At 67.7% G+C, this 26106-nt stretch carries 24 protein-coding genes; 18 read left to right on the plus strand and 6 right to left on the minus strand.

All coding sequences use genetic code 11. From position 1 onward, the window contains the following. Positions 1 to 25: 25 nt before the first annotated feature. Genes hemL through IB258_RS18585 form a run of 3 tightly spaced genes read right to left on the minus strand, consistent with a single transcriptional unit; the run spans position 26 to position 2780 of the window. Positions 26 to 1303, minus strand: a complete 1278-nt coding sequence (gene hemL / locus IB258_RS18575; protein WP_054459395.1) for a glutamate-1-semialdehyde 2,1-aminomutase — start codon at positions 1301 to 1303, stop codon at positions 26 to 28. A 5-nt stretch (positions 1304 to 1308) separates the two neighbouring features. Then, a complete protein-coding gene (gene thiE, locus IB258_RS18580; protein ID WP_192352993.1) occupies positions 1309 to 1974 on the minus strand; it encodes a thiamine phosphate synthase in 666 nt (221 codons plus the stop codon). Next, positions 1971 to 2780 carry a bifunctional hydroxymethylpyrimidine kinase/phosphomethylpyrimidine kinase gene (locus tag IB258_RS18585; protein WP_192352994.1) on the minus strand — a complete coding sequence of 270 codons (810 nt, stop codon included), beginning with the start codon at positions 2778 to 2780 and terminating at the stop codon, positions 1971 to 1973. Before IB258_RS18585 ends, thiE begins: the two co-directional genes overlap by 4 nt. A gap of 155 nt (positions 2781 to 2935) precedes the next feature. On the opposite strand from IB258_RS18585, the gene IB258_RS18590 reads away from it, so the two are divergent. From IB258_RS18590 to IB258_RS18620, 7 genes are all read left to right on the plus strand, one after another. Further along, complete coding sequence (locus IB258_RS18590; protein WP_003814980.1) at positions 2936 to 3100, plus strand: rubredoxin; 165 nt, start codon at positions 2936 to 2938, stop codon at positions 3098 to 3100. Between the two features lie 152 nt (positions 3101 to 3252). Continuing rightward, the gene (locus IB258_RS18595; RefSeq protein WP_054459390.1) at positions 3253 to 3840 is read left to right on the plus strand and encodes a YqgE/AlgH family protein; all 588 of its coding nucleotides are present in this window, start codon (positions 3253 to 3255) and stop codon (positions 3838 to 3840) included. Continuing rightward, a complete protein-coding gene (gene ruvX / locus IB258_RS18600) occupies positions 3833 to 4234 on the plus strand; it encodes a Holliday junction resolvase RuvX (protein ID WP_054459420.1) in 402 nt (133 codons plus the stop codon). Before IB258_RS18595 ends, ruvX begins: the two co-directional genes overlap by 8 nt. Before the next feature lie 21 nt (positions 4235 to 4255). After that, positions 4256 to 5188: an aspartate carbamoyltransferase gene (locus IB258_RS18605; RefSeq protein WP_054459388.1), complete on the plus strand. Its 933-nt coding sequence runs from the start codon at positions 4256 to 4258 to the stop codon at positions 5186 to 5188. Further along, on the plus strand, positions 5185 to 6474 hold the full coding sequence (locus tag IB258_RS18610; protein WP_192352995.1) for a dihydroorotase: 1290 nt from the start codon (positions 5185 to 5187) through the stop codon (positions 6472 to 6474). Before IB258_RS18605 ends, IB258_RS18610 begins: the two co-directional genes overlap by 4 nt. Continuing rightward, the gene (locus IB258_RS18615) at positions 6471 to 7211 is read left to right on the plus strand and encodes a 1-acyl-sn-glycerol-3-phosphate acyltransferase (protein WP_054459385.1); all 741 of its coding nucleotides are present in this window, start codon (positions 6471 to 6473) and stop codon (positions 7209 to 7211) included. The genes IB258_RS18610 and IB258_RS18615 overlap by 4 nt, the downstream gene beginning before the upstream one ends. A 71-nt stretch (positions 7212 to 7282) precedes the next feature. Further along, positions 7283 to 7513 (plus strand): hypothetical protein, encoded by a 231-nt coding sequence (locus IB258_RS18620; RefSeq protein ID WP_125472753.1) that lies wholly within the window; start codon positions 7283 to 7285, stop codon positions 7511 to 7513. A gap of 327 nt (positions 7514 to 7840) precedes the next feature. Here IB258_RS18620 and glpK read toward each other — a convergent pair whose 3' ends face one another. Then, on the minus strand, positions 7841 to 9367 hold the full coding sequence (gene glpK, locus IB258_RS18625; protein ID WP_054459293.1) for a glycerol kinase GlpK: 1527 nt from the start codon (positions 9365 to 9367) through the stop codon (positions 7841 to 7843). Beyond that, a complete protein-coding gene (locus tag IB258_RS18630; protein WP_192352996.1) occupies positions 9354 to 10808 on the minus strand; it encodes a DHA2 family efflux MFS transporter permease subunit in 1455 nt (484 codons plus the stop codon). Before IB258_RS18630 ends, glpK begins: the two co-directional genes overlap by 14 nt. 98 nt (positions 10809 to 10906) lie before the next feature. Between IB258_RS18630 and IB258_RS18635 the strand changes: the two genes are divergently transcribed. The 4 genes from IB258_RS18635 (at position 10907) to IB258_RS30510 (ending at position 13426) form a co-directional block, all read left to right on the plus strand. Continuing rightward, the gene (locus tag IB258_RS18635) at positions 10907 to 11095 is read left to right on the plus strand and encodes a DUF3460 family protein (RefSeq protein WP_042796240.1); all 189 of its coding nucleotides are present in this window, start codon (positions 10907 to 10909) and stop codon (positions 11093 to 11095) included. A 16-nt stretch (positions 11096 to 11111) separates the two neighbouring features. Continuing rightward, on the plus strand, positions 11112 to 12002 hold the full coding sequence (locus IB258_RS18640) for a ScpA family protein (protein ID WP_054459290.1): 891 nt from the start codon (positions 11112 to 11114) through the stop codon (positions 12000 to 12002). A gap of 36 nt (positions 12003 to 12038) precedes the next feature. Continuing rightward, positions 12039 to 12893 carry a pantoate--beta-alanine ligase gene (panC, locus tag IB258_RS18645; protein WP_192352997.1) on the plus strand — a complete coding sequence of 285 codons (855 nt, stop codon included), beginning with the start codon at positions 12039 to 12041 and terminating at the stop codon, positions 12891 to 12893. Positions 12894 to 13009: 116 nt separating this feature from the next. Then, positions 13010 to 13426, plus strand: a complete 417-nt coding sequence (locus IB258_RS30510) for a response regulator transcription factor (RefSeq protein ID WP_192352998.1) — start codon at positions 13010 to 13012, stop codon at positions 13424 to 13426. 91 nt (positions 13427 to 13517) lie between these two features. Here the strand turns inward: IB258_RS30510 and IB258_RS18655 are convergent, their stop codons facing one another. Then, positions 13518 to 14306 carry a copper resistance protein NlpE N-terminal domain-containing protein gene (locus IB258_RS18655; RefSeq protein ID WP_119451858.1) on the minus strand — a complete coding sequence of 263 codons (789 nt, stop codon included), beginning with the start codon at positions 14304 to 14306 and terminating at the stop codon, positions 13518 to 13520. Positions 14307 to 14509: 203 nt separating this feature from the next. Here IB258_RS18655 and IB258_RS18660 point away from each other — a divergent pair, with 203 nt between their 5' ends. The 7 genes from IB258_RS18660 to IB258_RS18690 all read left to right on the plus strand — a co-directional run bounded on the left by IB258_RS18660 (position 14510) and on the right by IB258_RS18690 (position 26080). Then, positions 14510 to 15358 (plus strand): A24 family peptidase, encoded by an 849-nt coding sequence (locus tag IB258_RS18660; RefSeq protein ID WP_192352999.1) that lies wholly within the window; start codon positions 14510 to 14512, stop codon positions 15356 to 15358. A gap of 31 nt (positions 15359 to 15389) precedes the next feature. After that, positions 15390 to 16019: a dephospho-CoA kinase gene (gene coaE, locus IB258_RS18665; RefSeq protein ID WP_119451856.1), complete on the plus strand. Its 630-nt coding sequence runs from the start codon at positions 15390 to 15392 to the stop codon at positions 16017 to 16019. 61 nt (positions 16020 to 16080) lie between these two features. Continuing rightward, a complete protein-coding gene (zapD, locus tag IB258_RS18670; protein ID WP_054459281.1) occupies positions 16081 to 16833 on the plus strand; it encodes a cell division protein ZapD in 753 nt (250 codons plus the stop codon). 233 nt (positions 16834 to 17066) lie between these two features. Beyond that, positions 17067 to 18341: an MdtA/MuxA family multidrug efflux RND transporter periplasmic adaptor subunit gene (locus tag IB258_RS18675; RefSeq protein ID WP_192353000.1), complete on the plus strand. Its 1275-nt coding sequence runs from the start codon at positions 17067 to 17069 to the stop codon at positions 18339 to 18341. Positions 18342 to 18354: 13 nt separating this feature from the next. Then, complete coding sequence (locus tag IB258_RS18680) at positions 18355 to 21453, plus strand: MdtB/MuxB family multidrug efflux RND transporter permease subunit (RefSeq protein ID WP_119451854.1); 3099 nt, start codon at positions 18355 to 18357, stop codon at positions 21451 to 21453. Further along, the gene (locus tag IB258_RS18685; protein ID WP_054459275.1) at positions 21450 to 24563 is read left to right on the plus strand and encodes a multidrug efflux RND transporter permease subunit; all 3114 of its coding nucleotides are present in this window, start codon (positions 21450 to 21452) and stop codon (positions 24561 to 24563) included. The genes IB258_RS18680 and IB258_RS18685 overlap by 4 nt, the downstream gene beginning before the upstream one ends. Beyond that, entirely contained in the window at positions 24560 to 26080 is a 1521-nt protein-coding gene (locus IB258_RS18690; RefSeq protein WP_175180457.1) for an efflux transporter outer membrane subunit, read from the plus strand. The genes IB258_RS18685 and IB258_RS18690 overlap by 4 nt, the downstream gene beginning before the upstream one ends. Positions 26081 to 26106: the final 26 nt, after the last annotated feature.

Here is a 26106-nt window from a genome sequence, read left to right on the forward strand (position 1 = left end):
GCCGCGGGCCGGCTCCCCGGCGTCGTTACATGGACGCGAAGACCTTTTCGGCGATGTCCAGGGTGGACTTGATCACCGCGTCGTCGTGCGTGGCCGAGACAAAGCCCGCTTCGAAGGCGGACGGCGCGAAGTGCACGCCGTGGTCCAGCATGGCATGGAAGAAGCGATTGAACGCCGCCGTGTCGCAGGCCGAGACTTCGGCGAACGAGGTCGGGACCTTATCGCTGAAGTAGATGCCGAACATGCCGCCCACCGAGTCGGCCGAGAAGGCCAGGCCCGCGGCGCGGGCGCGTTCCTGCAGGCCCTGGGCCAGCTTGGCGGTCTGGGCCGACAGCTTGTCGTAGAAGCCCGGAGCGGCGATCAGGCGCATCGTGGCCAGGCCCGCGGCCACGGCCACCGGGTTGCCCGACAGCGTGCCGGCCTGATAGACGCCGCCCAGCGGGGCGATGTGCTTCATGATCTCGGCGCTGCCGCCGAAGGCGCCCACCGGCATGCCGCCGCCGATCACCTTGGCCAGCGTGGTGATGTCGGGCTTGACGCCGGTCAGGCCTTGCACGCCTTGCGGGCCGACGCGGAAACCGGTCATGACTTCGTCGAAGATCAGCAGCGCGCCGTGCTGCGTGCAGACCTCGCGCAGGCCTTCCAGGAAGCCAGGGGCCGGCTTGATCAGGTTCATGTTGCCGGCGACCGGCTCGACGATGATGCAGGCGATGTCGGCGCCATGCTGGGCGAAAGCCTCGCGCACGGCGTCCAGGTTGTTGTATTCCAGGGTCAGCGTGTGCGAAACGAATTCCGGCGGCACGCCGGCCGAGCTGGGGTTGCCGAAGGTCAGCAGGCCCGAGCCCGCCTTCACCAGCAGGCTGTCCGAATGGCCGTGGTAGCAGCCTTCGAACTTCACGATCTTGGCGCGGCCGGTGGCGCCGCGGGCCAGGCGGATGGCCGTCATGGTCGCTTCGGTGCCCGAGCTGACCAGGCGCACCTGCTCCAGCGAGGGCAGGCGCGAGATCAGCACTTCGGCCAGCTCGATTTCCGCTTCGGTGGGAGCGCCGAAGGACAGGCCGTTGACCGCCGCGTCCTGCACGGCGCGCACCACTTCAGGATGCGAATGGCCGAGGATGGCCGGGCCCCAGGAACCGACGTAGTCGATGTACTGCTTGTCTTCCGCGTCCCACACGTACGGGCCCTGCGCGCGCTTGATGAAGCGCGGCGTGCCGCCCACGGAGCGGAAGGCGCGCACGGGCGAGTTGACGCCGCCGGGGATGCTGCGGCAGGCGCGTTCGAAAAGCTGAGCGTTACTGGACATGGCGTTCAAGGCTTGCGGTTGGGGTTTGCGGAATAGGGCGCGGAGCATGCGGCCGCGGCGGCGCGGATGCTGGGCGCTTCGAATAGCGCGGTGATGACGGCGATGGCGTCGGCGCCCGCTTGGGCCACCAACGGCGCGTTGTCGGGCGTGATGCCGCCGATGGCGACGACCGCGGGCCGGGGGGCGTCGCAGGTGTCCGTCAGGCGGCGGGCTTCGGTCAGCACAGACAGCGGCGCGCGCACGGTGTCGGGCTTGACGGTGGAGGCATACATGGCGCCGAAGGCGATGTAATCGGCGCCCGCGGCCAGCAGTTCCTGCGCGCGGCCCAGGTCGTCGTAGCTGGAGCCGCCCAGGATCAGGTCGGGACCGGCCTCGGCGCGGATGCGCGCCAGGCTTTCGTCCTCGCGGCCGACGTGCGCGCCGTCGGCGCCCACTTCCAGCGCCAGGCGCCAGTCGTCGTTGATCAGGAAGACTACGCTCAGCTCGCGGCACAGCGGCGCCAGTGCGCGGGCCTGGGCGGCGCGCACGGCGTCAGGCACGTTCTTGCGGCGCAGCTGCAGCGAGCGCATGCCGCCCGCGGCGGCCTGGCGCACCGCCAGCAGCAGGCGATCGGTGTCGTCCCATTCGGGGGTGACGCCATACAGGCCAGTGGGGAAGCGCAGCGCTTTCATTGGGAGGGAATCCGGTTGGGAATGCGTCGGCCCATGCCCGGCAGGAAGCTGGCGGCGAGTGCCGCGTCGGCGTGCGCCAGCCCCTGGCGCACGGCTTCCGGCATTTCCAGGCCGCGAGCCAGCATGGCCGCGATGGCAGTGGCGGCCACGCCGCCGGCGTCGCCGTTGCGGTCCGGGGGCGCCTGCCAGGGCAGGGTGGCGGTCTGACCGTTGGGGCCTAGCAGCATGTTGGCGTAGTGGCCGGGCCGCTGCGGGCTGCCCAGAACCAGGACCCATTCCGCGCCCGCCGCCAGCAGGGCGTGCATGGGTGTCGGTGCGTCCCCGATATCAATGTCGCCGTCGGCGTGCCACTGCGCCAGGCGCAGGTGCTCGATGATCAGCAGGTCCGTCTGCGGCAGCACCAGCTCCAGGGTGGCGGCCAGCAGGTCGTCGGCATCGTCCTCGTCAGCGGCGTCGGCCGGCGGCTGGGCGCGCTGGCCCAGATGCAGGACCAGCGGCACCTGGCTGTAATCGGCGGCGATCTGCGCTGCGACGCTGGCGGTTTCCGCGGTGTATAGTCCGCCCACCTTGATGGCCTGCACGGACATGTCTTCGAGCAGGCAGCGCGCCTGATCGTCCAGCAGGTCGGGTGTAACGGGATGGATTTCTTCGATGCCGGCGGTATCCCGCACGGTCAGCGCGGTCACGGCCGCGAGGCCATGGCAACCCAGGCCGGCACAAGTGACGGCATCTGCCGGCAAGCCGTCGGAACCCGAGGGATCGAGCGGACCGAAGACCAAAACGAGAGGGGGAGTAACGGGGGCCACTTGGACAGCGTTAGAGTGGGGGGGCGCCCGGACTCATTTGCGGTGAATCAGGGGAACCCCTATTGGGTTTCGGTAAGATTGTCCCCATTCTAATGGAAGCCCCTCACCTTTGCCCTGATGCCGGGCAAGGGCCTGGATTGATGTAAGAGAGAACTATGCGTACTTGGATGTGTTTGATTTGCGGCTGGGTCTATGACGAAGAGGCCGGCCTGCCCGACGAAGGCATTGCGCCCGGCACCCGCTGGGAAGACGTGCCCCCGAACTGGGTCTGTCCTGAATGCGGCGCCCGCAAAGAGGACTTCGAATTGATGGAAATCTGAGGCCATAGCGCCGACATATTCCGCCAAGGCTCGTAAGATGGGGCTAGGCCCCATCCCTCGCAACCGTGGACCCGACTGCCGCCAGGCATGATGCTTGCTGGATACGCGCGGCCTCCCCACGGTTCTTTCAGATTACCCATGTAGGGGTTGCCATGACGGAAAAACATCACGAAGACGCCGCGACGCAGGCAGCCAATTTTGCCAACCAGTTCCTGATCGCCATGCCCGGCATGGTGGAAGGCAGCCTGGCGGGTTCGGTCATCTATGTCTGCGAACACACCGAACGTGGCGCGCTGGGCCTGGTCATCAACCGGCCCACCGACCTGACGCTGGGCACCTTGTTCGAGCGCATCGACCTGACGCTCGAGATCGGTCCCGTGAAGGACACCCTGGTCTTCTTTGGCGGTCCGGTGCAGACCGACCGCGGTTTCGTGCTGCACGCGCCGGCCGGCGACTACAGCTCCAGCATCAAGCTGGGCGACATGGCGCTGACCACCTCGCGCGACGTGCTGCAGGCCGTGGCCGACGGCAAGGGGCCGGCCCGCATGCTGGTCACGCTGGGTTATGCCGGTTGGGGCGCGGGCCAGCTCGAGAGCGAGATGGCGCAGAACGCCTGGCTCAGCGTGGGCGCTGACGACGACATCATTTTCGACGTGCCCCCCGAGGAACGCTATCCGGCCGCGCTGAAGCTGCTGGGCATCGATCCGGTGATGCTGGCGGGCGATGCCGGACATGCCTGAAGAGACCCTGCTTGCCTTCGATTTCGGCGAGAAGAAGATCGGCATCGCCATCGGCAATACGCTGACGCGCCAGGCGCGTCCGCTGGAAATCATCTTCAGCGAAGTCCGCGAGGCGCGCTTCGGCCGCATCGCGGCGCTCTTGCAGGAGTGGCAGCCCCACCGTGTCGTGGTGGGTCTGGCCCTGGACGCCGACGGCGGCGAGCAACCCGCCACCGCGCGCTGCCGCCGCTTTGCCAATCAATTGCACGGCCGCTTCGGCCTCGCCGTCGAACTGGTCGACGAACGCGGTTCCAGCATGGAGGCGCAGCGCCTGCTGGGCACCCATGCGGCGGACGACGCGATGGCGGCGGCTGTTATCCTGCAACGATACCTGGACACCCTGCCTGCGGCTTGATGCACGCGGTCCGGACTGCCTATGCTCAATCCGCAACTCGATCGCCGCGGCGAACTGATACATCTGTTGACCACCGAAGGGCTGCCCCGCAGGCACGTCGAACGGCTGCTGGACGCGGCGCGCGCGTGGGCGGCGCGCGGCGATACAACGGGAGAGGCGCCAGCCGGCCCGTCGTCCGCGATGCCGGTATTCCTGTGCCTGCCCGATGAGTCCACGCAAGACCGCGATGCCTTTGCCGCCGCCGCGCAGCGCGTGTCGCTGTCTGCGGTCATGCTGGATCCGCAGGCCGGCGACGCGCTGGCCGCAACCGTCTCGCGCCTAGCCCCGGGCCTGCTGGTGCTGCGCCATGGCGCCAGCGGCGCGGCGCATTGCGCGGCCGCGCACGCGGCGCCGGGCCTGCGCATCCTCAACGCAGGCGACGGCTGCCACGCCGATCCCTTGCCCGCGCTGGCGCTGGTGCAAGCCATGCTCGACGCGCGGCAGGACCTGACCAACCTGGCCGTGACGCTGGTGGGCGACATCCGCCACTCGCGCGTGGCGCGTTCCGTCATCCATGCCATGACCACGCTGGGCGTGCCCGAAGTCCGCGCCGCCGCGCCGCGCACCCTGTTGCCCGACGGACTGCCGCAGCTCGGCGTGCGCGCCTGCGCCTCGCTGCGCGAGGGCTTGCAGGATGCAGACGTCATCATCGCGCTGCCCTTGCAAGTGGAAGGCATCAGCGGCGCGCAACTCCCTTCCGCACGCGAATACGCGCAGGCCTACGGCCTGACGCCGGATGCCCTGGCCGCGGCCCGCTCCGATGCCCTGCTGCTGCCGGCGGGCGTGTTGACGCCCGGCATCGAGGTCGACGGCGATGTGTCGGCCAGCCTGGCGCCCATCGAGGCGCGGCTGGAGGATATCGAGCAGCATCTGCGTCTGGCCGCCTTGGAATTGCTGACCGGAGACGCGTCGTGAGGCTGCATATCGCCAATGGTCGGCTGATCGATCCCGCCAACGCGGTGGACGGACAGCACGACCTCTACATCGCCGACGGCCACGTCGTCGCCGTGGGCCGCGCGCCCGACGGTTTTCAAGCGGATCGCTCGCTGGACGCCAGCGGGCTGGTGGTGTTGCCGGGCCTGATCGATCTGTCCGCGCGCGTCACGCAACCGGGCGCGGCGGCCTTCGCCGCTGCCGAACTGCGCGCGGCGCTTGCCGGTGGCGTCACCCGGCTGGTGCTGCCACCGGACCCTGGCGCGCCGCTGGATGAACCCGGCAAGGCCGAGGCCTTGATGCGCCACGCCGAGGCCGGGCAATGCCGCGTCCATCCCTTGGGCGCGATGACGGTGGGACTGGCCGGCGAAACGCTGGCCGAGATGGGCCTGCTGGCGCAGGCGGGCTGCCTCGCCTACACGCACGGCGAACAAGGCATCGCCGATACGCGCGTGCTCTGGGGCGCGATGCGCTACGCCAGCGGCATGGGCCTGGCGCTGTGGCTGCGACCACAGGATCCGTGGCTCGCGCGCGGGGCTGTCGCCGCAAGCGGCGCCTACGCCGAGCGCCTGGGCCTCGAAGGGCTGCCGCCGCAGGCGGAAACCGTGGCCCTGCACACCATTTTTGAACTGCAGCGCGCCACCGGCGCGCGCGTGCACCTGACGCGGCTGTCCTCGGCCGCTGGCCTGGAACTGCTGCGCGCCGCCCGGCGCGAGGGCTTGCCGGTCACGGCCGACGTGTCCGTCCACAGTCTGCACCTGACTGACGTGGACATCGGCTTCTTCAACACGGACTTCCGCCTGAACCCGCCGCTGCGCGGCCAGCGCGATCGCGACGCGATCCAGGCCGCGTTGGCCGACGGCACTGTCGATGCGCTGTGCTCCGATCACAATCCGATCGACGACGCCGCCAAAGCCGTGCCGTTTCCGTTGGCCGAGCCCGGCGCTACCGGACTGGAGCTGCTGCTGTCCCTGGCCCTGAAGTGGGCGCGCGACCACCGCCGACCTCTGCCCGAAGCACTGGCGCGGGTCACTTGCGGCCCCGCCGCGGTGCTGGCCAGCGTTTCTCCGCTGGCCGCATCCGCCGGCCATCTGGGCGTGGGAGCGTCAGCGGACCTGTGCCTGGCCGATCTGGAAGCCGAATGGCTGGTGATGCCCGGCGCGCTGCAAAGCCGCAGCGGCCATACCCCGTTCGCGGGTATGATGCTGCCCGGCCGCGTACGCGCCACCGTGGTAGGTGGCAGCCTGGCCTGGGAGACTCCGGTTTGAAGCTGCTGCGCTTTGTCCTTAGGCTGTTCCTCGTGGTGCCCTGGATTCTCTTCGGCCTCTTGTGTGTAGGCCTGGTATATCCCCTGATCGGCCCCAAATCACGTGCCTGGCTGAACCGCCGCTGGTCGCGCTGCCTGATGGCTTTCTGTGGCCTGCGGGTCGTCCTCAAGGGCGAGCCGCGCCTGACCGGTCCGGTGCTGCTGGTGGCCAACCACGTGTCCTGGATCGACATCTTCGTGCTGAACTCGGCGCGCGCCACGTCCTTCGTCGCCAAAAGCGAAATCCGCAGTTGGCCGATCATCGGCTGGCTGGTGGCCGGCGCCGGTACGCTCTTCATCGAACGCGGCCAGCGCCACGCGGTGCACGCCATGGGTGAATCCATGCAAGCCCGCTTCAAGCAGGGCGACGCGGTGGGGCTGTTCCCCGAAGGCACGACGAGCGAGGGTTTCGAGTTATTGCCCTTCCACGCCAGCCTGTTCGAACCGGCGCGTTCGGCCGCCGTCGAGATCCAGCCCGTGGCCTTGCGCTTCCTGCAGCATGGCAAGCGCAGCGGTTACGCGGCGTTCGTGGGGGAAGAGTCCTTGGTTGCGAATCTCTGGCGGGTGCTGGGGGTGACCGGACTGGCCGTCGAAGTGGTGTTCCTGCCGCCGTTGGCGGCGCGGCATCCGGACGGGAGTTTGCCTACGCGGCTGGAGTTGTCTCATCAGGCGCGGGATGCGATTTCGAGTGTGCTGTAGCGCATAAGCGCTTCGTAGGTCGTCCGTCGTCGCGGGCGGCCTTTTGGGGCTTACTCGGTGTCTTGCGTCGCATGATGACGCTGCGCGCGGGCCGTCGTCGACCTAACGCGGGTGCCGGATGGGTGGCGCGCGTGACGGTCAGCATGCGCAAGCAGTTCGCCACCGCGCGCCATCCATCACCGCCCATCCCCCATGAGCTGGCGACCATTAGCAAACCACTCGCCGCATTCGCGCAAGCGAACACAATCGAAATTCAAGAAATCACGTATGTCATTCTCGGCCGCCCGCGCGGCCGAGAATGACGGGCAGCCCAAGAATCGTCCCTGACCACAGCTCTAGCAGCGCATCAGTCCAAGATTCAAGTAGCCCATCGGCGCGGGCGCCTGAGTGGCGGGCAACCTCGATGCGCCCGAGGGAATCTGAAGGGAAGGCCGAAGGCCTGGACGAAGATGACGACGGGGCAGTCCGGAGCGAAGGCTCCGGACCGCAATCGTGGGCGCCCGCCACTCAGGCGCCCGCGCCGATGGGCGGCCTACGAAGCACTGGAACGGCGCCTCGAAACCATGCAAACGCAGCCTCGGCCGAGCTCAATACCACGAAGCAACATCGCCAGAAGCGACAAAGCCCGCCTACTTCCCAGCACTATCCGACCACCCCTTGGACAACTCCACAGCCTGCCGCCACCGCTTCATCCGCGCAGCCCGCACGGACTCCGGCCAAGTCGGTTCGAACGTCCGCTCAGCCTGCCACTTCGAGGCAAACTCCTCCAGCTCCGACCAGAACCCTACCGCCAGCCCCGCTAACCCCGCGGCCCCCAGCGCCGTCGATTCCGATACGCGCGGGCGGACCACCGGGACGCCCAGCAAATCCGCCTGCATCTGCATCAGCAGGTCGTTGCGGGCGGCGCCGCCGTCCACGCGCAGCTCGGTCAGCGCGATGCCGCTGTCGCCGTTCATGCAGGTCAGCAGTTCGGCGCTTTGCAGAGCGATGGATTCCAGCGTGGCGCGGGCGATGTGGGCGCGGGTGGTGCCGCGGGTCAGGCCCACCAGCGTGCCGCGCGCATACGGATCCCAGTGCGGCGCGCCCAGGCCGGCGAAGGCCGGGACCATGAATACGTCGTCGGTGTCGGCCACGCTGGCGGCCAGGGATTCGATTTCTTCCGAACGCTGGATGATGCCCAGGCCGTCGCGCAGCCATTGCACCGCCGCGCCGGCCACGAACACGCCGCCTTCCAGCATGTAGGTCGGGCGCCAGCCGCTGTTGCCGGCCTGCGGCAGGCCCCAGCCTACCGTGGACAGCAGGTTGTTGTGGGACTGCACAGGCTTTTCGCCCACGTTCATCAGCATGAAGCAGCCGGTGCCGTAGGTGTTCTTTGCCATGCCCGGCGTGAAGCAGGCCTGACCGAAGGTGGCCGCCTGCTGGTCGCCGGCGTTGCCGGCAATCGGGATCGAACCGCCCAACCATTCGGGCAGGGCTTCACCCACCACCGCGCTGCTGGGCGCGATGGTGGGCAGCACGCTGCGCGGGATCTTCAGCAGCGCCAGGATCTCGTCGTTCCAGTCCTGCGTGTGCAGGTCGAACAGCATGGTGCGCGAGGCATTGCTCGGGTCGGTGCTGTGCACCGCGCCGCCCGTCAGTTGCCAGATCAGCCAGGTGTCCACCGTGCCAAAGGCCAGTTCGCCGCGATCGGCCATCTGGCGTGCGCCCGGCACGTGATCCAGCAGCCAGGCGAGCTTGGTGCCGGAAAAATAGGCGTCCAGCACCAGGCCGGTGCGCGATTGCAGGAAATCGGCGTGGCCGTCCTGGCGCAGCTGGTCGCACATGGGCGCCGTGCGGCGGTCCTGCCAGACGATGGCGCGCGCCAGCGGGCGGCCGGTGGCGCGTTCCCAGATCAGGGTGGTTTCGCGCTGATTGGTGATGCCGATGGCGGCGATGTCGGCGGCGGTCGCGCCGGCATTGCGCAGGGCTTCGCGCGCCACATCCAGCTGGCTATGCCAGATCTCGCTGGCGTCGTGCTCGACCCAGCCCGGCCGCGGATAGTGCTGGCGGAATTCGCGCTGGCCCACGCCGCGCACCACGCCCTCACGGTCGAACACGATTGCGCGGGAGCTGGTCGTGCCCTGGTCCAGGGCTAGGACAAATTCATTCGTCGTCACTTTGTTTGGCGCCGTTCAGGTGTGCCCCGGCCAGAGGGTCGAGGCGTCTAAAGGAGAAGGTCGAAGCCATGCACAGCACGCCGACGACGATGAAGCCCGCGACGACATCGCGGATCGCCAGCGTTTCCGCGCCGCGCAGGGACATGCTGACGTTCAGCGTCACCGCGGCCACGCCCACGCCCAGGCTGATGCCCAGCTGCTGCGCCATCGCGGCGAAACTGCTGGCGCGGCTCATCTTGGACGGGGGGATGTCGGCATAGGTTAGCGTATTTACCCCGGTGAACTGCAGCGAACGGAAAAAGCCGCCGACCAGCAGGATCGCGATCATCAGCCACACCGGCGTGGTGGGCGTGAAGGCGCCGCAGACCACGATGAACGCGCCCGCCAGCACGGCGTTCACGGTCAGGACCCGGCGAAAGCCGAAGTGCTTGACGATGGGGGTGGCCACGAACTTCATCAGTAGCGCGCCCGCGGCGCTGGCGAAGGTGATCAGGCCGGCCGCGAACGGCGTGAGGCCAAAACCCACCTGCAGCAGCATGGCCAGCAGGAAGGGCGTGGCGCCCACGGCGAAACGGCACAGGTTGCCGCCCAGCGTGGAGATGGCGAAGGTGGGGATCCGCATCAGCGACAGGTCGATGATGGGGTGTTCGGTGCGCTTGGCATGCCAGCCATAGAGCAGGCCGCAGATCGTGCCGACCGCGATCAGCCCCAGCAGCACGGACGGCGGCATGACATCGCGGCCGATGGCCTCGAAACCGCTGACCAGGGTCGCCAGGCAGATCGCGCTGAGCAGGAAGCCCGGCCAGTCCAGGCGCGGGGCGGCTTCCTCGCGGATTTCCGCGACGTAGCGCAGCACCAGGAAAATTCCCAGGATACCGATAGGGATATTGATCAGGAAGATCCAGTGCCAGGACATGTAGGTGACCATGAAGCCGCCCAACGGCGGTCCGATCACGGGGCCCAGCAGGGCCGGAATGGAAAGGAAGGACATGGCCTTCAGCAAGTCCTGCTTGGGCACGGTGCGCAGCAGGATGATGCGCCCCACCGGCACCATCATTGCGCCCGCCATCCCCTGGACGATGCGGGCCAGGACCAGTTGCGGCAGATCCTGGGACAGCGCACAGGCCACCGAGCTGAGCGTGAATAGGCCGATCGCCGCCACGAACACCCGCCGCGCGCCGTAGCGGTCGGCCGCCCAGCCGCTGACGGGCACGAATACCGCCACCGACAGTAGGTAGGAAGTAATGGCCACGTTCAGCCGTACCGGGGTCGAACCCAGGGCGTGGGCCATGGCTGGCAGGGCAGTGGCCACCACGGTGGCGTCCAGCATCTGCATGAACAGCGCACAGCCCACGATGAAGGGAATCATGCGCGCCGCGCGCGCGGCTTGCTCACTGGAAAGAGGAGCGGGGCGGGCTGCTGCTGCGGTTTCTGCGGACATGGCGGGCGGGGGCGATGGGTGCCGCGAGATTGTAACGCCGGGGGGTGGGCCGCCGTGAAGTAAACTCCCTACATCCGAAACCCATTGAAATTGGTGCCATGGCGACCAACTACGAATCCGAGATCACCCTTTTCCTGAAGGACTACAAGAAATCGCATCCTGGCACCGAAGAGCGCCAGCGCGAGGGCCGCGCCCGCCTTTGGGACAAACCGCAGGACTCGGAGCTGCTGGAAGGCTTCCGCGCGGCCCGCGTGCCGCAAAAGCCGTACGTCTACCAGGCCGACTGAGCCCATTGCGGCAATCATGGCCCAAAACGCTTCCGTCCCGGGCGACGCCCTGGCCGCGCTAGTGGAACCGCCCGTCGACAGCACCCCTGACACGATCGACAGCGTGGCGTTCGCGCGCCTGTATGGCGAGCCGCTGTTCCAGATGCCCACGGACCTGTACATCCCGCCGGATGCGCTGGAAGTGTTTCTGGAAGCGTTTGAAGGGCCGCTCGACCTGCTGCTCTACCTGATCCGCAAGCAGAACTTCAATGTGCTGGACATCCCCATGGCGGATGTCACGCGGCAGTATCTGTCGTATGTGGAGCAGATCCGCATCCACAACCTGGAGCTGGCCGCAGAGTACCTGCTGATGGCGGCGATGCTCATCGAGATCAAGTCGCGCATGCTGCTGCCGGTCAAGAAGACCGACACCGGCGAAGAGCCGGAAGATCCACGCGCCGAACTCGTGCGCCGCCTGCTCGAATACGAGCAGATGAAGCTGGCCGCCCAGAAGCTGGACGCGATGCCGCAGCTGGGCCGCGACTTCGTCAGCAGCCAGGCGGTGGCCGACCTGAGCGTCGAGCGCATGCTGCCCGAGGTCAGCGTGGACGACTTGCGCGCGGCGTGGGCCGACATCATGAAGCGGGCCAAGCTGAACCAGCATCACCACATCACGCGCGAACAGTTGTCCGTGCGCGATCACATGACGCATATCCTGCGGCGCCTGAACGACGTGCGCTTCATGGAATTCGGCGACCTGTTCATGGAGCGCGTCCGCGAAGGCGCGCCCGCGGCGGTGGTCGTCGTGCATTTCATCGCCATGCTGGAGCTGGCGCGCGAGTCCCTGCTGGAAATTACGCAGGCCGAGCCCTATGCTCCCATCTACGTGCGCCTGGCCTACACCAGCGTGTCGGCGGTCGCGGCCTGATCCTCACCGGGCTGCCCCCAACCCCGGAGAAACTCCTTGAAAGTCGTACACACCATCCAGGAATTGCGCGATCACCTGCGCGGCCAGAATCGCGTGTCCTTCGTGCCCACGATGGGCAATCTGCACGAAGGCCACCTGTCCCTGATGAAGCTGGCGCGCCAGCATGGCGATCCGGTGGTGGCCAGCATCTTCGTGAACCGCCTGCAGTTCGGTCCCAACGAAGACTTCGACCAGTATCCCCGCACGCTCGCCGCCGACATCGAGAAGCTCGAGCGCGAGCGCGACGTCTACGTGCTGTTCGCGCCGAACGAGCGCGAGATGTATCCGGAGCCGCAGAACTTCCGTGTGCAGCCCCCGGACGACCTGGGTGATATCCTGGAAGGCGAGTTCCGCCCCGGCTTCTTCGAAGGCGTCAGCACCGTGGTGCTGAAGCTGTTCTCCTGCGTGCAGCCGCGCGTGGCGGTGTTCGGCAAGAAGGACTACCAGCAGCTGATGGTGGTGCGCAACATGTGTCGCCAATTCCAATTGCCCGTCGAAGTGTTGGCGCACGAGACCGTGCGCGCCGAAGATGGCCTGGCCTTGTCCTCGCGCAACCGTTACCTCAGCGACGCCGACCGCGCCGAGGCGCCTGCGTTGTATGCCGCGTTGCGGCACGCCAACGAGCGCCTGGCCCAGGGCGAACGCGATGCCGCCGCCCTGGAGCGCGAAGCCGTCGAGACCCTGACCCGGCGCGGCTGGCAGGTGGACTACGTGGCTCTGCGCCGCCAACGCGACCTCAAGCGTCCCGAAGCCGCCGACCTGCAGGCCGGCGAACCATTGGTGGCGCTGGCGGCCGCCAAGCTGGGCACGACCCGCCTGATCGACAATCTGGAACTGACCTACACGGCCTGAGACGGCAAGGCCGCGGGGGTGGCGTCCATGTCCACCCCTGAAAGAACTACCAGCTTACGTGGTGGCGGGAGGCGGGTCAGACTCGGTGCAATCCTACATTGCAAGCGAGCCGCCCCATGCAAGCTCCCCGTCCCGATCTGGAAGCCGTTCTTTCTTCCCTCACTCCCCGCGAACGGCAAATCGTCACCTATGTGGCCGCCGGCCGCCCCAATAAAGTCATCGCCATAGACCTGGGCATTTCGCTGCGCACGGTCGAGGCCCACCGCTCCCGCATCTTCACCAAGCTGCAAGTGCGCAACGCCATGCAACTGGCGTGCCGGCTGTGCGAGCACGGCCGTTCCGGCGCCTCGCCCGTGCCTGGGGCGGCTGGGCCGGACCACCGGCATGCGCTGGTTTCCATGCCCCCGCCCGGCAGCGTCAGTCCGAGCTATGTGCTGCATGAGCCGCCGACGCCAGCGTACAGCCCATGCCTGGCAAGTCCCGCTGCACGCCGCTCCGATCTTGGCGCCGACCCAGACAGCCAGGCCGGGTAGTCCAAAAGCACCGGGCCCGGCGAACGTGATGTTCGTCGGGCCCGGGTAGGAAGGCTGCGCAGGCGGCGTACTCAATAGCCGCCGGAGGGCCTCAAGGACACTGGGGCGCGGCCGCCTTGGCCAATTCGTCGATCGGGTCCAGATCAGGCTGGCGGGTCAGGTTGTAGTTCAGGTTGGGCGTCTGGCCGTCAATGGAGCGCACGCGCAGCACGTTGTTGGCAGCCACTACGAATTCCGCGCGGCCATTGCCCTTGCTGTCCATCAGGATGACGCGCGGCGGGCGCTCGTCGGTGGCATCCCAGCAGCCTTGCTCGGTAACCGGCGGGCCTTTCTTGGGATCGTTTTCCAGGTAGGCCACGCGGCCGCGCCAACGGCCATTGGGCGCCAGCGTAAGCGTCACGCGCTGTGCGGTGCACTGCATGGCGGGCGAGAAGCACGGCAGGGTGCCCATGTAGGTCTGCGGCTGCGGCACCAGGCTCTGCACGGCCGGATTGGGCGCGCTGGGATTTGCCGGGCTGGCGGCGGCCGGCGCGCTTGCGGCGGATGCCGAGGTGGTGTGTTCGGTGTCTGCCGGGACTGCCTGGCCGTCTTCCGTGGTCTGACCGCCGGCGGCGGCCTGGGCGGCCTGATTCTGGTTCTTGCGGGGGGCATCCGGCTTGAGCGCGATCTGCACTTGCGACGGCGCACGGATGACGCTGCGATATCCCGCGCCCGACCCCTGGTACTGGGCGTCGGTCACGGTGCTTTCGGCGGGAGGGTCGTAGTAGCCTTCGGTTTTCTGTTGGGCACAGCCAGCTGCGCCCAATGCGGTGCCTGCGAGCAGCAGCCCCATGACGCTGAGTTTGCGGGAGCGGGTACCGATTTCTACGCGCGCGGTCATGGCAGCTTATCCGTGTGGTGAGTCTGTCTCCGATTTTACGCACTTATGCGAAGATTCGATACGTTCCCCTTAGCCGCACTTGGGCATCCTCAACACTTTATGCACTATTTACGACACGGCCGCCGCCAGCCTGCCCCGCGCACTATCGCCAGCTCCTGGCGTGGCGCCGTTGCGGCCCAGTGCCGCGCGTGTGGATGACGGCGATGCGGCATGTCTTCGATCTGCCTCTGGGCCTGTTCATCGGCCTGGCGGCGCTGGCGGGTTTGTTCGTCGGCAACTGGCTGACGGTGCTGACCCACCGGCTGCCGCGCATGATGGAGCAGGAATGGCAGGCGCACTGCCAGGAAGCCTCGGGCAAGCCGCTCGCGGCGGGGCGCTATGGCCTGTGGTCGCCGGCCTCGCACTGCCCCGCCTGCGACACCCCCGTGGCGGGCTGGCGGCGGCTGCCGCTGCTGGGTTGGCTGCTGTTGCGGGGTCGCTGCGGCGCTTGCGGCGTGGCCATCGGGTGGCGCTACCCGGCCATCGAACTGCTGACCTGCGCGCTGTTCGCTGCATGCGCCTGGCGGTTCGGCGCCACGCCGCTGGCGCTGTCCGCCATGGGCTTGTCGGCCATGCTGGTGGCGCTGGCCTGGATCGACTTCGAGTCCACACTGCTGCCCGACGCATTGACCCAGCCGCTGCTCTGGGCCGGGCTGCTGGTCAATCTGTTCGATGCCTATGCCAGCCTGCAGATGGCGGTGGTGGGGGCGGTGGCGGGCTACGTCTTCCTGTGGGTTATCTTTCATGTGTTCCGCCTGCTGACGGGGCGCGAGGGCATGGGCTATGGTGATTTCAAACTGCTCGCCGCGCTGGGCGCATGGTTTGGCGTGGAAGCCCTGCCGACGCTGCTGCTGAGCGCATCGTTGCTGGGCGTGCTGATCGGCGGCGCGCTGACCTTGAGCGGCCGCGCCAGCCGCGGGCAGCCATTGCCCTTTGGTCCCTATCTTGCGCTGGCGGGCGTCGTGACGCTGCTGGTGGGCGGCGAGCACGGCTTGGGACGGTTTTTGCAATAGGGCGGTTCATGTCCTCCATGGGATGGGCGGTATGTTGAAGATAGGTCTGACGGGCGGCATCGGATCGGGCAAGACCCGGGTGGCGGACATGCTTGCAGAGTGGGGGGCGACGCTGGTCGATACCGACGAGATCGCGCGTGAGCTGACCGCCGCGGGCGGTGCGGCCATGCCTGCGATAGAACGCGAGTTCGGCCCGCGGGCATTGACGCCGGACGGGGCGCTGGATCGCGCGTGGATGCGGGATCAGGCGTTCTCGGATCCGCAGGTGCGCTTGCGGCTGGAGGCCGTGCTGCATCCCGCCATCGGGCAGGAGACCGAGCGCCAGGCCGCGGCTGCGACCGGTGCGTATCTGGTCTTCGTGGTGCCGCTGCTGGTTGAATCGTTGCCGCGTTGGCGCTCGCGCCTGGACCGCATCTGCGTGGTGGATTGCGACCCGGAGACGCAGGTGGCGCGGGTGCGCCAACGCAGCGGGCTGACGGAGCCTGCCATACGGCGTATCATGGCGGCACAGGCTGCGCGGGCAAGCCGTCTGGAAGTCGCCGACGACGTCATCGTCAATGACGCAGGCACTACGCCGGAACAACTGCGCGCGCAGGCGAAGATCCTGCATGACCGCTGGCTGGCGCTGGCGAGCACGACGGGCCGGCAAGCTCCGCGCTAGGCCGGCACCCCTGAATAACATTGGCCCAGCCGGCCAAACACAGATGGGCCTGTAAAGAAGCGTGATCGTTTACGAATACCCCTTCAATGAGCGCATCCGCGCTTATCTGCGGCTGGAATACCTGTTCGACAGGCTGTTCTTCTTTGCCCGCGAGGGGGACTCGCGCCTGCATCAGGTCGCCGTCACCTCCCTGTTCGACCTGCTCGACGCCTGCGAACGCACCGATGTAAAAGGCGCGGTCCTGCAAGACCTGGAACGCCAGCGCATGGCGCTGGTCGGGCTGCGCGATCATCCCGGCGTTGCACAGGATGCGCTTGAAGCCATGCTGCGCGAAATGGAAAAGGTGACCACGGCGCTGGCCGCGCCTGGCAAGACCGGCCAGTCCCTGCGCGAAAACGAATGGCTGACCAGCCTGCGCGGACGCCTGTCGGTGCCGGGCAGCGCCACGCAGGTCGACATGCCCTCGTATTTCGCCTGGCAGAACAAATCCGAGGCCGCCCGCTGCGCCGACCTGCAGGCCTGGGTGGCACCCTTCATTCCTTTGTATGACGGCCTGACCCTGGCCCTGCGCCTGCTGCGCGAATCGGGCCGCAAGTCGGACATCGTGGGCGAGCAGGGCGCCTACCAGCAGATGCTGGGCGGCAAGCAGTTCCAGCTGCTGCGGGTCTGGCTGGACCCCGCCCAGGGCGTGTTTCCCGAGATCAGTGCCAATAAGTACATGATCTGGATACGTTTTTCCACCCAGGACGGCGAATTCAAGCCCCAGCAGGTCGCCCGCGACGTCCCCTTCCAGATGACGCTCTGCACCTCATAGGATGGGTGGAGCGCGAGCATCCTCGCGCAACTCCGCCCGTTGTCCGACGCGCGTAACCCACCAAGCAGCGCTTGAATGGGGCAAGGCGGACCAAGCCTGCGGGGCCAGGCGGCCCACTTTGCCTTCCGCCCAGATTCCTGTTGCTCCCAGTTTCAACCAGGGATCGCGGCGCTGGAAACCGGGACGGTCTGGTACACAATACGGCTTTCCTCCGCCCGTGCCGGAACTGTTCCATGCCTGATAGCCGTCCCGTATCTCCGCCCACCCGTTGGACCCGCCGCCGCCTGCTTGGGCTGGCGCTGGTATTGCTCGTTGTGGCGGGCATAGCCTGGCTGGTGCTGCGGCCCGCGGCCAAGCCGGGCGGGGCGGGCGCCCCGGGGGGGCGTCCCGGCGGCCGGCCGCCAGCGGGCGCCATGATGACCCCCGCGGTGCCGGTGCGCATCGCCACGGCCGCCAAGCAGGACATCGATATCTTCCTGAAGTCGCTGGGCACGGTCACCGCCTACAACACCGTTACCGTGCGCAGCCGGGTCAGCGGCGAACTGGTGGAAGTGGCCTTCCAGGAGGGCCAGCAAGTGAAGGCCGGCGACCTGTTGGCGCAGGTGGACCCGCGGGCGTTCCAGGTGGCCCTGGACCAGGCGCGCGGCACGCAGATGCAGAACCTGGCCCAGCTGGAGAACGCCCGGCGCGACCTGCAGCGTTATCAGGCGCTGTACAAGCAGGACTCGATCGCCAAGCAGCAGGTCGACACGCAGGCCGCCCTGGTGCGGCAGTACGAAGGCACCGTCAAGAGCGACCAGGCCAACGTGGACAACGCCCGCCTGCAACTGGAATACGCGCGTATCACCGCGCCCATCAGCGGCCGTTTGGGCTTGCGCCAGGTGGACCGCGGCAATCTGGTGTCCAGCTCGGACACCAACGGACTGGTGGTGATCACCCAGACCCAGCCGATTTCCGTGGTGTTCACGCTGCCCGAGACCCAGCTGCCCGAAGTGCGCGCCGAGATCGCCGCCGGCAAGACGCTGGCGGTGGATGCCTATGACCGCGCCGACACCCGGCGCATCGCCACGGGCCAGCTGGAAACGATGGACAACCAGATCGACGTCACCACCGGCACCCTGAAGCTGAAGGCGCGTTTTGAAAACGCCGACGACGCGCTCTTTCCCAACCAGTTCGTCAACGTGCGCCTGCACGTGCTCACGCGCAAGGACGTGACCGCGATCCCGACCGCCGCCATCCAGCAGGGTTCGGCCGGCGCCTTCGTGTTCCTGGTGCAGCAGGACAACACGGTGCAGGTGCGCCAGCTGAAGCTGGGCGCGGTCAACAACGGCATGGTGGCCGTCAACGAAGGCTTGCAGCCGGGCGACCGGGTGGTGGTCGAAGGCACCGACCGCCTGCGCGCCGGCGCCAAGGTGGAAGTGGCTGGGGGCTCGGACGTGATCCCCGCCGCTCGCGACAAGACCCTGGGCGCGGGCGCGCCGGCCGGCACCACGCCGCCGTCGAAGTAAGCCGGGAAACATCGTGAGCCCGTCGCGCCTGTTCATCCTGCGTCCGGTAGCCACCACGCTGTCGATGGTGGCGATCCTGATCGCCGGTTTCATCGCCTACCGGCTGCTGCCCGTTTCGGCCCTGCCGGAAGTGGACTATCCGACGATCCAGGTGGTGACGCTGTACCCCGGCGCCAGTCCCGATGTGATGACTTCGCTGGTGACGTCGCCACTGGAGCGGCAGTTCGGCCAGATGCCGGGCCTGAATCAGATGTCGTCCACCAGTTCGGGCGGCGCCTCGGTCATCACGCTGCAGTTCAACCTGACCCTGCCGCTGGACGTGGCTGAACAGCAGGTGCAGGCGGCGATCAACGCCGCTTCGAACCTGCTGCCCAGCGACCTGCCGGTGCCGCCGACCTACAACAAGGTGAACCCGGCGGATGCGGCGGTGCTGACGCTGGCGATCACGTCCCCCACCATGCCCTTGCCGCAGGTGCGCGACCTGGTGGATACCCGGGTGGCGCAGAAGCTGTCGCAGATTCCCGGCGTGGGCCTGGTCAGCGTGGCGGGCGGCCAGCGTCCGGCGGTGCGGGTACAGGTCAATCCGCAGGCGCTGGCGGCCAACGGCCTGTCGCTGTCGGACCTGCGCACGGCCATCGTTGGCGCCAACGTCAACCAGCCGAAGGGCAATCTGGACGGACCGCAGCGGTCCACCACCATCAACGCCAACGATCAGCTCAAGACGCCCACCGACTACAACGACCTGATCATCGCGTACAAGAACAATGCGCCGCTGCGCCTGTCCGACGTGGCGCGCGCCGTCGAAGGCGCCGAGGACACGCGCCAGGCGGCCTGGGCCGGCGACAAGCCCGCCATCCTCCTGAACATCCAGCGCCAGCCGGGCGCCAACGTGATCGACGTGGTCAACCGGATCCAGGCGCTGCTGCCCCAGCTGCGCGCCGCCTTGCCCGCGACCCTGGACGTGAGCGTGGTGTCCGACCGCACCCAGACCATCCGCGATTCGGTGGCCGACGTGCAGTTCGAGATGATGCTGGCCGTGGCCCTGGTGGTCATGGTGACCTTCGTGTTCCTGCGCAGCCTGACGGCGACGCTGATCCCCAGCGTGGTGGTGCCGCTGTCTCTGGTGGGTACCTTCGGCATCATGTACCTGGCCGGCTTCTCCATCAACAACCTGACCTTGATGGCGCTGACCATAGCCACCGGCTTCGTGGTGGACGACGCCATCGTCATGATCGAGAACATCGCCCGCCACATCGAGGAAGGCGAGACGCCGCTGCAAGCCGCGCTCAAGGGCGCCTCGCAGATCGGCTTCACGCTGATCTCGCTGACCTTTTCGCTGATCGCCGTGCTGATCCCGCTGCTCTTCATGACCGAAGTGGTGGGGCGGCTGTTCCGCGAGTTCGCCATCACGCTGGCCGTTTCCATCCTGATATCGCTGGTGGTGTCGCTGACGCTGACGCCCATGATGTGCGCGCGCCTCTTGCGCGCCGAATCCGAGCAGAAGCACGGCCGCTTCCATCAGGTTACGGGCGCCTTCATCGACCGCGTGATCGCCGGCTACGACCGCTGGCTGCAGGTCGTGCTGCGGCATCAGCCGCTGACGCTGCTGGTGGCGCTGGCAACCTTCGCGCTGACCGTGCTGCTGTACCTGGTGATCCCCAAGGGCTTCTTCCCGCAGCAGGACACCGGGCTGATCCAGGCCATCACCCAGGCGCCGCAATCGATTTCCTTCCCCGCCATGGCGGAGCGTCAGCGCGAGGCCGCGCGCCTGGTGCTGGAAGATCCCGACGTGCAGGCCGTATCGTCCTTCATCGGCGTGGACGGCAGCAACGCCACGCTCAGCGCCGGACGCATGCAGATCGCGCTCAAGCCGCAAGCCGAGCGCAACGGCGACCTGCGCACGGTGATGGGACGCCTGGAGCAGGCGCTGGCCAAGCAGGATGGCCTGACCGTCTACATGCAGCCGGTGCAGGACCTGACCATCGAGGACCGCGTGAGCCGCACGCAGTACCAGATGACGCTGTCCAATCCCGACCTGAAGGTGTTGAGCGAATGGACGCCCAAGCTGGTGAACCGCCTGCGGCAGGTGCCCGGCCTGAAGGACGTGACCGACGACCTGCAGGACGACGGCCTGCAGACCTGGGTCGAGATCGACCGCGACGCCGCGTCGCGGCTGGGCATCACGGCGGCGGTGATCGACGAGGCGCTCTACAACGCCTTCGGCCAGCGGCTGATTTCCACCATCTTCACGCAATCCAACCAGTACCGCGTGGTGCTGGAGGTCGAACCGCAGTTCCAGGTGACGCCGGCCTCGCTGGGCCAGATCCACGTGCCGACCTCGACCGGCGCGCAGGTGCCGCTGTCATCGGTGGCGCACATCAGCGAGGGCAAGACGGTGCTGGCCGTCAACCGGCTGGACCAGTTCCCCATGGTGACGGTGTCCTTCAACCTGGCGCCGGGCGCTTCCTTGTCGGGCGCGGTGGAGGACATCATTGCGGCCGAGGCCGATATCGGCCTGCCCACCGGCGTCGAGACGCGCTTCCAGGGCGCGGCGCTGGCGTTCCAGAATTCGCTGTCCAGCACCCTGTGGCTGATCCTGGCCGCCATCGTGACGATGTACATCGTGCTGGGCGTGCTGTACGAAAGCTATATCCACCCCATCACCATCCTGTCGACCTTGCCTTCGGCCGGCGTGGGGGCGCTGCTGGCGCTCCTGATCAGCGGCACCGAGCTGGACATGATAGGCATCATCGGCATCATCCTGCTGATCGGCATCGTCAAGAAGAACGCCATCATGATGATCGACTTCGCGCTGGACGCGGAGCGCAAGCGCGGGCTGAGTCCGCGCGCGGCCATCCATGAAGCGGCGCTGCTGCGCTTTCGGCCCATCCTGATGACCACGCTGGCCGCGCTGTTCGGCGCGCTGCCGCTGATGCTGTCGACCGGCACGGGCGCGGAGCTGCGCCAGCCGCTGGGCCTGGTGATGGTGGGCGGGCTGCTGCTGTCGCAGGTGCTGACGCTGTTCACCACGCCGGTCATCTATCTGATGTTCGACCGCATGTCGCGCCGCTGGCGCGGCGTGGATCAGGCGCCGGCGGGGGATGCGTCATGATCCTGTCGGCACCCTTCATCGTCCGGCCGGTGGCGACCACGCTGCTGAGCCTGGCGGTCGTGCTGGCGGGCTTGCTGTCATTCTTCCTCTTGCCGGTGGCGCCGCTGCCGCAGGTGGATATCCCTACCATTTCGGTGTCGGCCAGCCTGCCGGGCGCCAGCCCGGAGACCATGGCGTCCAGCGTGGCCACGCCGCTGGAGCGCTCGCTGGGCAGCATCGCCGGCGTGACCGAGATGACTTCCAGCAGCTCGCAGGGCTCGACCCGCATCACGCTGCAATTCGATCTGTCGCGCGACATCAATGGCGCGGCCCGCGACGTGCAGGCCGCCATCAACGCGGCGCGCTCGCTCTTGCCGACCGGCTTGCGCAGCAATCCCACGTACCATAAGTCCAATCCGTCCGACGCGCCCATCATGACCCTGGCGTTGACGTCCGACACGCTCAGCCAGGGCCAGCTCTACGACATCGCCTCGACCATCGTGGCGCAGAAGCTGTCGCAGGTGGACGGCGTGGGCGAGGTGACGGTGGGCGGCAGTTCGCTGCCGGCGGTGCGAGTCACCGTGCTGCCGGGCGCGCTGGCCAACCGCGGCGTGTCGCTGGACCAGCTGCGCACCACGCTGGCCAATGCCAACGCCAACCGTCCCAAGGGCGTGCTGGAGAATGACCGCTACCACTGGCAGATCATGGCCAGCGACCAGCTCAGCCGCGCCGAGCAATACCGGCCGCTGATCGTCGCCTGGAAGGACGGCGCGCCGGTGCGCGTGTCCGACGTGGCCCGCGTGGAAGACTCGGTCGAAGACCTGTACCAGACCGGCTTCTTCAATGAACGCAAGGCCATCCTGATGATCGTGCGGCGCCAGGCCGACGCCAACATCATCGAAACCGTGGACGCGGTGCGCGCCCAGTTGCCCATCCTGCAGGCCCTGATGCCGGCGGACGCGCACATGACGGTGGCGCAGGACCGCACGCCCAGCATCCGCGCCTCGCTGCACGAGGCCGAGCTGACCCTGATCATCGCGGTGGGCCTGGTGGTGCTGGTGGTGCTGCTGTTCCTGCGGCGCTGGCGCGCGGCCATCATTCCCAGCGTGGCGGTGCCGGTGTCGCTGATCGGCACCTTCTGCATCATGTACCTCAGCGGCTTCACGCTGAACACCATTTCGCTGATGGCGCTGATCGTGGCGACCGGCTTCGTGGTGGATGACGCCATCGTGGTGCTGGAGAACATCATGCGCCACGTGGAACGAGGCATGTCGCCCATGCGTGCGGCGCTGCGCGGTTCGCGCGAAGTGGGCTTCACGGTGCTGTCGATGAGCCTGTCGCTGGTGGCGGTGTTCATCCCCATCCTGCTGATGGGCGGCGTGGTCGGGCGGCTGTTCCGCGAGTTCGCGGTGACGCTGTCGGCCGCCATCATGGTGTCGCTGGTGGTGTCGCTGACCTTGACGCCGATGATGTGCGCGCGCCTGTTGCGTCAGGAAGCCCCGGAAGAGAAGCCGCCTGGCCGGCTCGCGCGCTGGTCGGAGCGTGGCTTCGACGCCATGCTGGACGGCTACCGCCGCAGCCTGCGCTGGGCGCTGACGCACAGCCGCCTGATGATGCTGATCCTGGCGGTGGCCGTGGGCCTGAACGTCTATCTGTACACCGTGGTGCCCAAGGGTTTCTTCCCACAGCAGGACACGGGCCAGCTGCTGGGCTTTTTCCGGGTCGACCAGGGCACCTCGTTCCAGGCCACGCTGCCCAAGCTGGAAGCGCTGCGCAAGGTGGTGCTGGCGGATCCGGCGGTGCAGAGCATGACGGGTTACGCGGGCGGACGCGGCGGCAGCAACAGCAGCTTCATGCAGATCCAGTTAAAGCCCCTGGAAGAGCGCAAGGTCTCGGCGGACGTGGTCATCAACCGGCTGCGCGGCAAGCTGCAGAACATGCCCGGCGCGCGCATGTTCCTGGTGTCGCAGCAGGACATACGCATCGGCGGGCGCCAGAGCCAGGGCTCTTACGACTACACGTTGATGGCCGGCGACCTGCAATTGCTGCGCACCTGGATGCCCAAGGTGCAGCAGGCCATGGCGCAGATTCCCGAAATCACCGATGTGGACACCGACGTCGAGGACAAGGGCCGCCAGATCAACCTGGTGATCGACCGCGAGGCCGCGACCCGCCTGGGCGTCAGCATGTCCACCATTTCCACGGTGCTGAACAACTCCTTCAGCCAGCGCCAGGTGTCGGTGATGTACGGGCCCTTGAACCAGTACCACGTGGTGCTGGGCGTGGACCCGAAGTTCGCGCAGGACATCGAATCGCTCAGGCAGGTCGAAGTCATCACCACGGCCGGCGCGCGGGTGCCGCTGTCGGCCTTCACCCGCCTGGAAAACGCCAACGCGCCGCTCAGCGTGCAGCATCAGGGGCTGTTCGTGGCCGATACCATCTCGTTCAGCCTGGCGCCCGGCGTGTCGCTGGGCCAGGCCACCAGCGCCATCGATGCGGCGGTGGCGCGCATCGGGCTGCCGTCAGACCAGATCCAGGCCGGCTTCCAGGGCACCGCCGCGGCCCTGCAGCAGACGCTGGCGCAGCAGCCCTGGCTGATCCTGGCGGCGCTGGTCACCATGTACATCGTGCTGGGCATCCTGTATGAAAGCTTCGTGCATCCCCTGACCATCCTGTCGACCCTGCCGTCGGCCGGTTTGGGCGCGCTGCTGGCACTGCTGCTGGTGCGCTATGACTTCACGCTGATTGCGCTGATCGGGGTGTTCCTGCTGATCGGCATCGTCAAGAAGAACGCCATCATGATGGTGGACTTCGCCCTGGACGCCGAGCGCACCCAGGGGATGAATCCGCGCGAGGCCATTTTCCAGGCGTGCCTGACGCGCTTTCGCCCCATCATGATGACAACCATGGCCGCCATCTTCGGCGCGCTGCCGCTGGTGCTCGCCACTGGCGCCGGGGTGGAAATGCGCCAGCCGCTGGGCATTACCATCGTCGGCGGCCTGGTCCTGAGCCAGATCCTCACGCTGTACACCACGCCCGTGGTCTATCTTTACCTGGACCGCTTCCGTCTCTGGGCCGCGCGCAAGCGCGCTTCCAGGAACGGGTCCTCCGCTTCCATAGAACCCACATGATGCGCAACGCCAAGTCTGTTCCCAACCTGTTCTTTCCCCGCAGCATCGCCGCGGCCGCGCTGTGCGCGCTGCTGGGCGCTTGCGCGGTCGGCCCCGATTACCAGCGCCCGGCGCTGGACGTGGGCACGGCCTACAAGGAAGGGCAGGACCAGGTCGAAGGCTGGAAGCCCGCCCGGCCGCTGGACCAGGCCGAGCGCGGCGCATGGTGGCAGGTCTACGACGATGCGACCTTGAACGGCCTGGTGGAGCGCCTGAACGCGTCCAACCAGACCGTGGCCCAGGCCGAGGCCAACTACCGGCAGGCGCTGGGCCTGGTGCGCGGCGCGCGCGCCGGCTTCTTCCCCACGGTGGGCGCGGGCGCGGGCATGACGCGCTCGGGCAGCGGCGGCGGGCAGAATGGTTCTTCGACTTCGTCCGGCAGCAATGTTTCGAACCAGTATTCACTGACCGGCAGCGTCAGCTGGGAAGTGGACCTGTGGGGCCGCGTGCGGCGCAGCGTGGAATCCTCGGAGGCCAGCGCCGCGGCCAGCCTGGCCGACCTGGGCGCCACGCGCCTGAGCGCGCAGGCCGCGCTGGTGCAGGCCTATCTGCAATTGCGCGTGCTGGATGAACAGAAACGCCTGCTGGACGCCACCGTGGCGGCCTATGAAAAATCCCTGCAGCTGACGCAGAACCGCTACGCCGTGGGCGTGGCGGGGCAGGCCGACGTGGCCGTGGCGCGCACGCAGGTGGAAAGCACGCGCGCGCAATCCATCGACCTGGATTGGCAGCGCGGCCAGCTCGAACACGCCATCGCCGTACTGATGGGCCAGGCGCCGTCGCAATTCAGCCTGCCGCCCACGGTGTTCGCGCTGCAACTGCCGCAGATCCCGGTGGGCCTGCCTTCCGAGCTGCTGGAACGCCGTCCTGACGTGGCGGCGGCCGAACGCCGCGCCGCCGCCGCCAATGCGCAGATCGGCGTGGCGCAGGCCGCGTGGTTCCCCAGCCTGACGCTGTCGGCCGATGGCGGTTTTCGCAACGGCCAGTTCGCGGAACTGTTGACGGCGCCGGCGCGTTTCTGGTCGCTGGGACCGGCGCTGGCGCTGACGATATTCGATGGCGGCGCGCGCGAGGCGCAGGTGGAACAGGCGCGCGCGTCCTATGACGCGCAAGCGGCCGCCTACCGTCAGACGGCGCTGACCGGATTGCGCGAGGTCGAGGACTACCTGATCCAGTTGCGCGTCATGGAGAACGAACAGGTGGTGCAGCGCCGCGCGCTCGAAGCGGCGCGTGAATCGCTGCGCCTGACGCAGAACCAGTACAAGGCGGGTCTGGTCGATTACCTGAGCGTGGCGGTGGTGGACGCCACCGCGCTCAACAGCGAACGCAATGCGCTGAGCCTGCTGGGTAATCGCTTCGCGGCCAGCGTCAATCTGATCGTGGCGCTGGGCGGCGGATGGGAAGGACTGCCTGCCGCGGGGGCGCAAGCGCGCGCGGACAATCCCGTCGCGCCTGCGGCGGCTCCCGCGCAGCCCTGAGGTCGGGCCGCGCGGATGCGGAATGG

The organism is Achromobacter sp. ACM02, assembly GCF_014851605.1.
Taxonomy (GTDB): Bacteria; Pseudomonadota; Gammaproteobacteria; order Burkholderiales; family Burkholderiaceae_B; genus Achromobacter; species Achromobacter aegrifaciens.

Coding starts and splice junctions, on each gene's coding strand:
- hemL (WP_054459395.1), bottom strand. CDS start 1,303: ATGTCCAGTAACGCTCAGCTTTTCGAACGCGCCTGCCGCAGCATCCCC.
- IB258_RS18660 (WP_192352999.1), top strand. CDS start 14,510: ATGCGGCATGTCTTCGATCTGCCTCTGGGCCTGTTCATCGGCCTGGCG.
- IB258_RS18595 (WP_054459390.1), top strand. CDS start 3,253: ATGACGGAAAAACATCACGAAGACGCCGCGACGCAGGCAGCCAATTTT.
- IB258_RS18635 (WP_042796240.1), top strand. CDS start 10,907: ATGGCGACCAACTACGAATCCGAGATCACCCTTTTCCTGAAGGACTAC.
- IB258_RS18655 (WP_119451858.1), bottom strand. CDS start 14,306: ATGACCGCGCGCGTAGAAATCGGTACCCGCTCCCGCAAACTCAGCGTC.
- IB258_RS18675 (WP_192353000.1), top strand. CDS start 17,067: ATGCCTGATAGCCGTCCCGTATCTCCGCCCACCCGTTGGACCCGCCGC.
- IB258_RS18630 (WP_192352996.1), bottom strand. CDS start 10,808: ATGTCCGCAGAAACCGCAGCAGCAGCCCGCCCCGCTCCTCTTTCCAGT.
- IB258_RS18685 (WP_054459275.1), top strand. CDS start 21,450: ATGATCCTGTCGGCACCCTTCATCGTCCGGCCGGTGGCGACCACGCTG.
- thiE (WP_192352993.1), bottom strand. CDS start 1,974: ATGAAAGCGCTGCGCTTCCCCACTGGCCTGTATGGCGTCACCCCCGAA.
- IB258_RS18605 (WP_054459388.1), top strand. CDS start 4,256: ATGCTCAATCCGCAACTCGATCGCCGCGGCGAACTGATACATCTGTTG.
- IB258_RS30510 (WP_192352998.1), top strand. CDS start 13,010: ATGCAAGCTCCCCGTCCCGATCTGGAAGCCGTTCTTTCTTCCCTCACT.
- coaE (WP_119451856.1), top strand. CDS start 15,390: ATGTTGAAGATAGGTCTGACGGGCGGCATCGGATCGGGCAAGACCCGG.
- IB258_RS18620 (WP_125472753.1), top strand. CDS start 7,283: ATGATGACGCTGCGCGCGGGCCGTCGTCGACCTAACGCGGGTGCCGGA.
- IB258_RS18590 (WP_003814980.1), top strand. CDS start 2,936: ATGCGTACTTGGATGTGTTTGATTTGCGGCTGGGTCTATGACGAAGAG.
- IB258_RS18690 (WP_175180457.1), top strand. CDS start 24,560: ATGATGCGCAACGCCAAGTCTGTTCCCAACCTGTTCTTTCCCCGCAGC.
- ruvX (WP_054459420.1), top strand. CDS start 3,833: ATGCCTGAAGAGACCCTGCTTGCCTTCGATTTCGGCGAGAAGAAGATC.
- IB258_RS18640 (WP_054459290.1), top strand. CDS start 11,112: ATGGCCCAAAACGCTTCCGTCCCGGGCGACGCCCTGGCCGCGCTAGTG.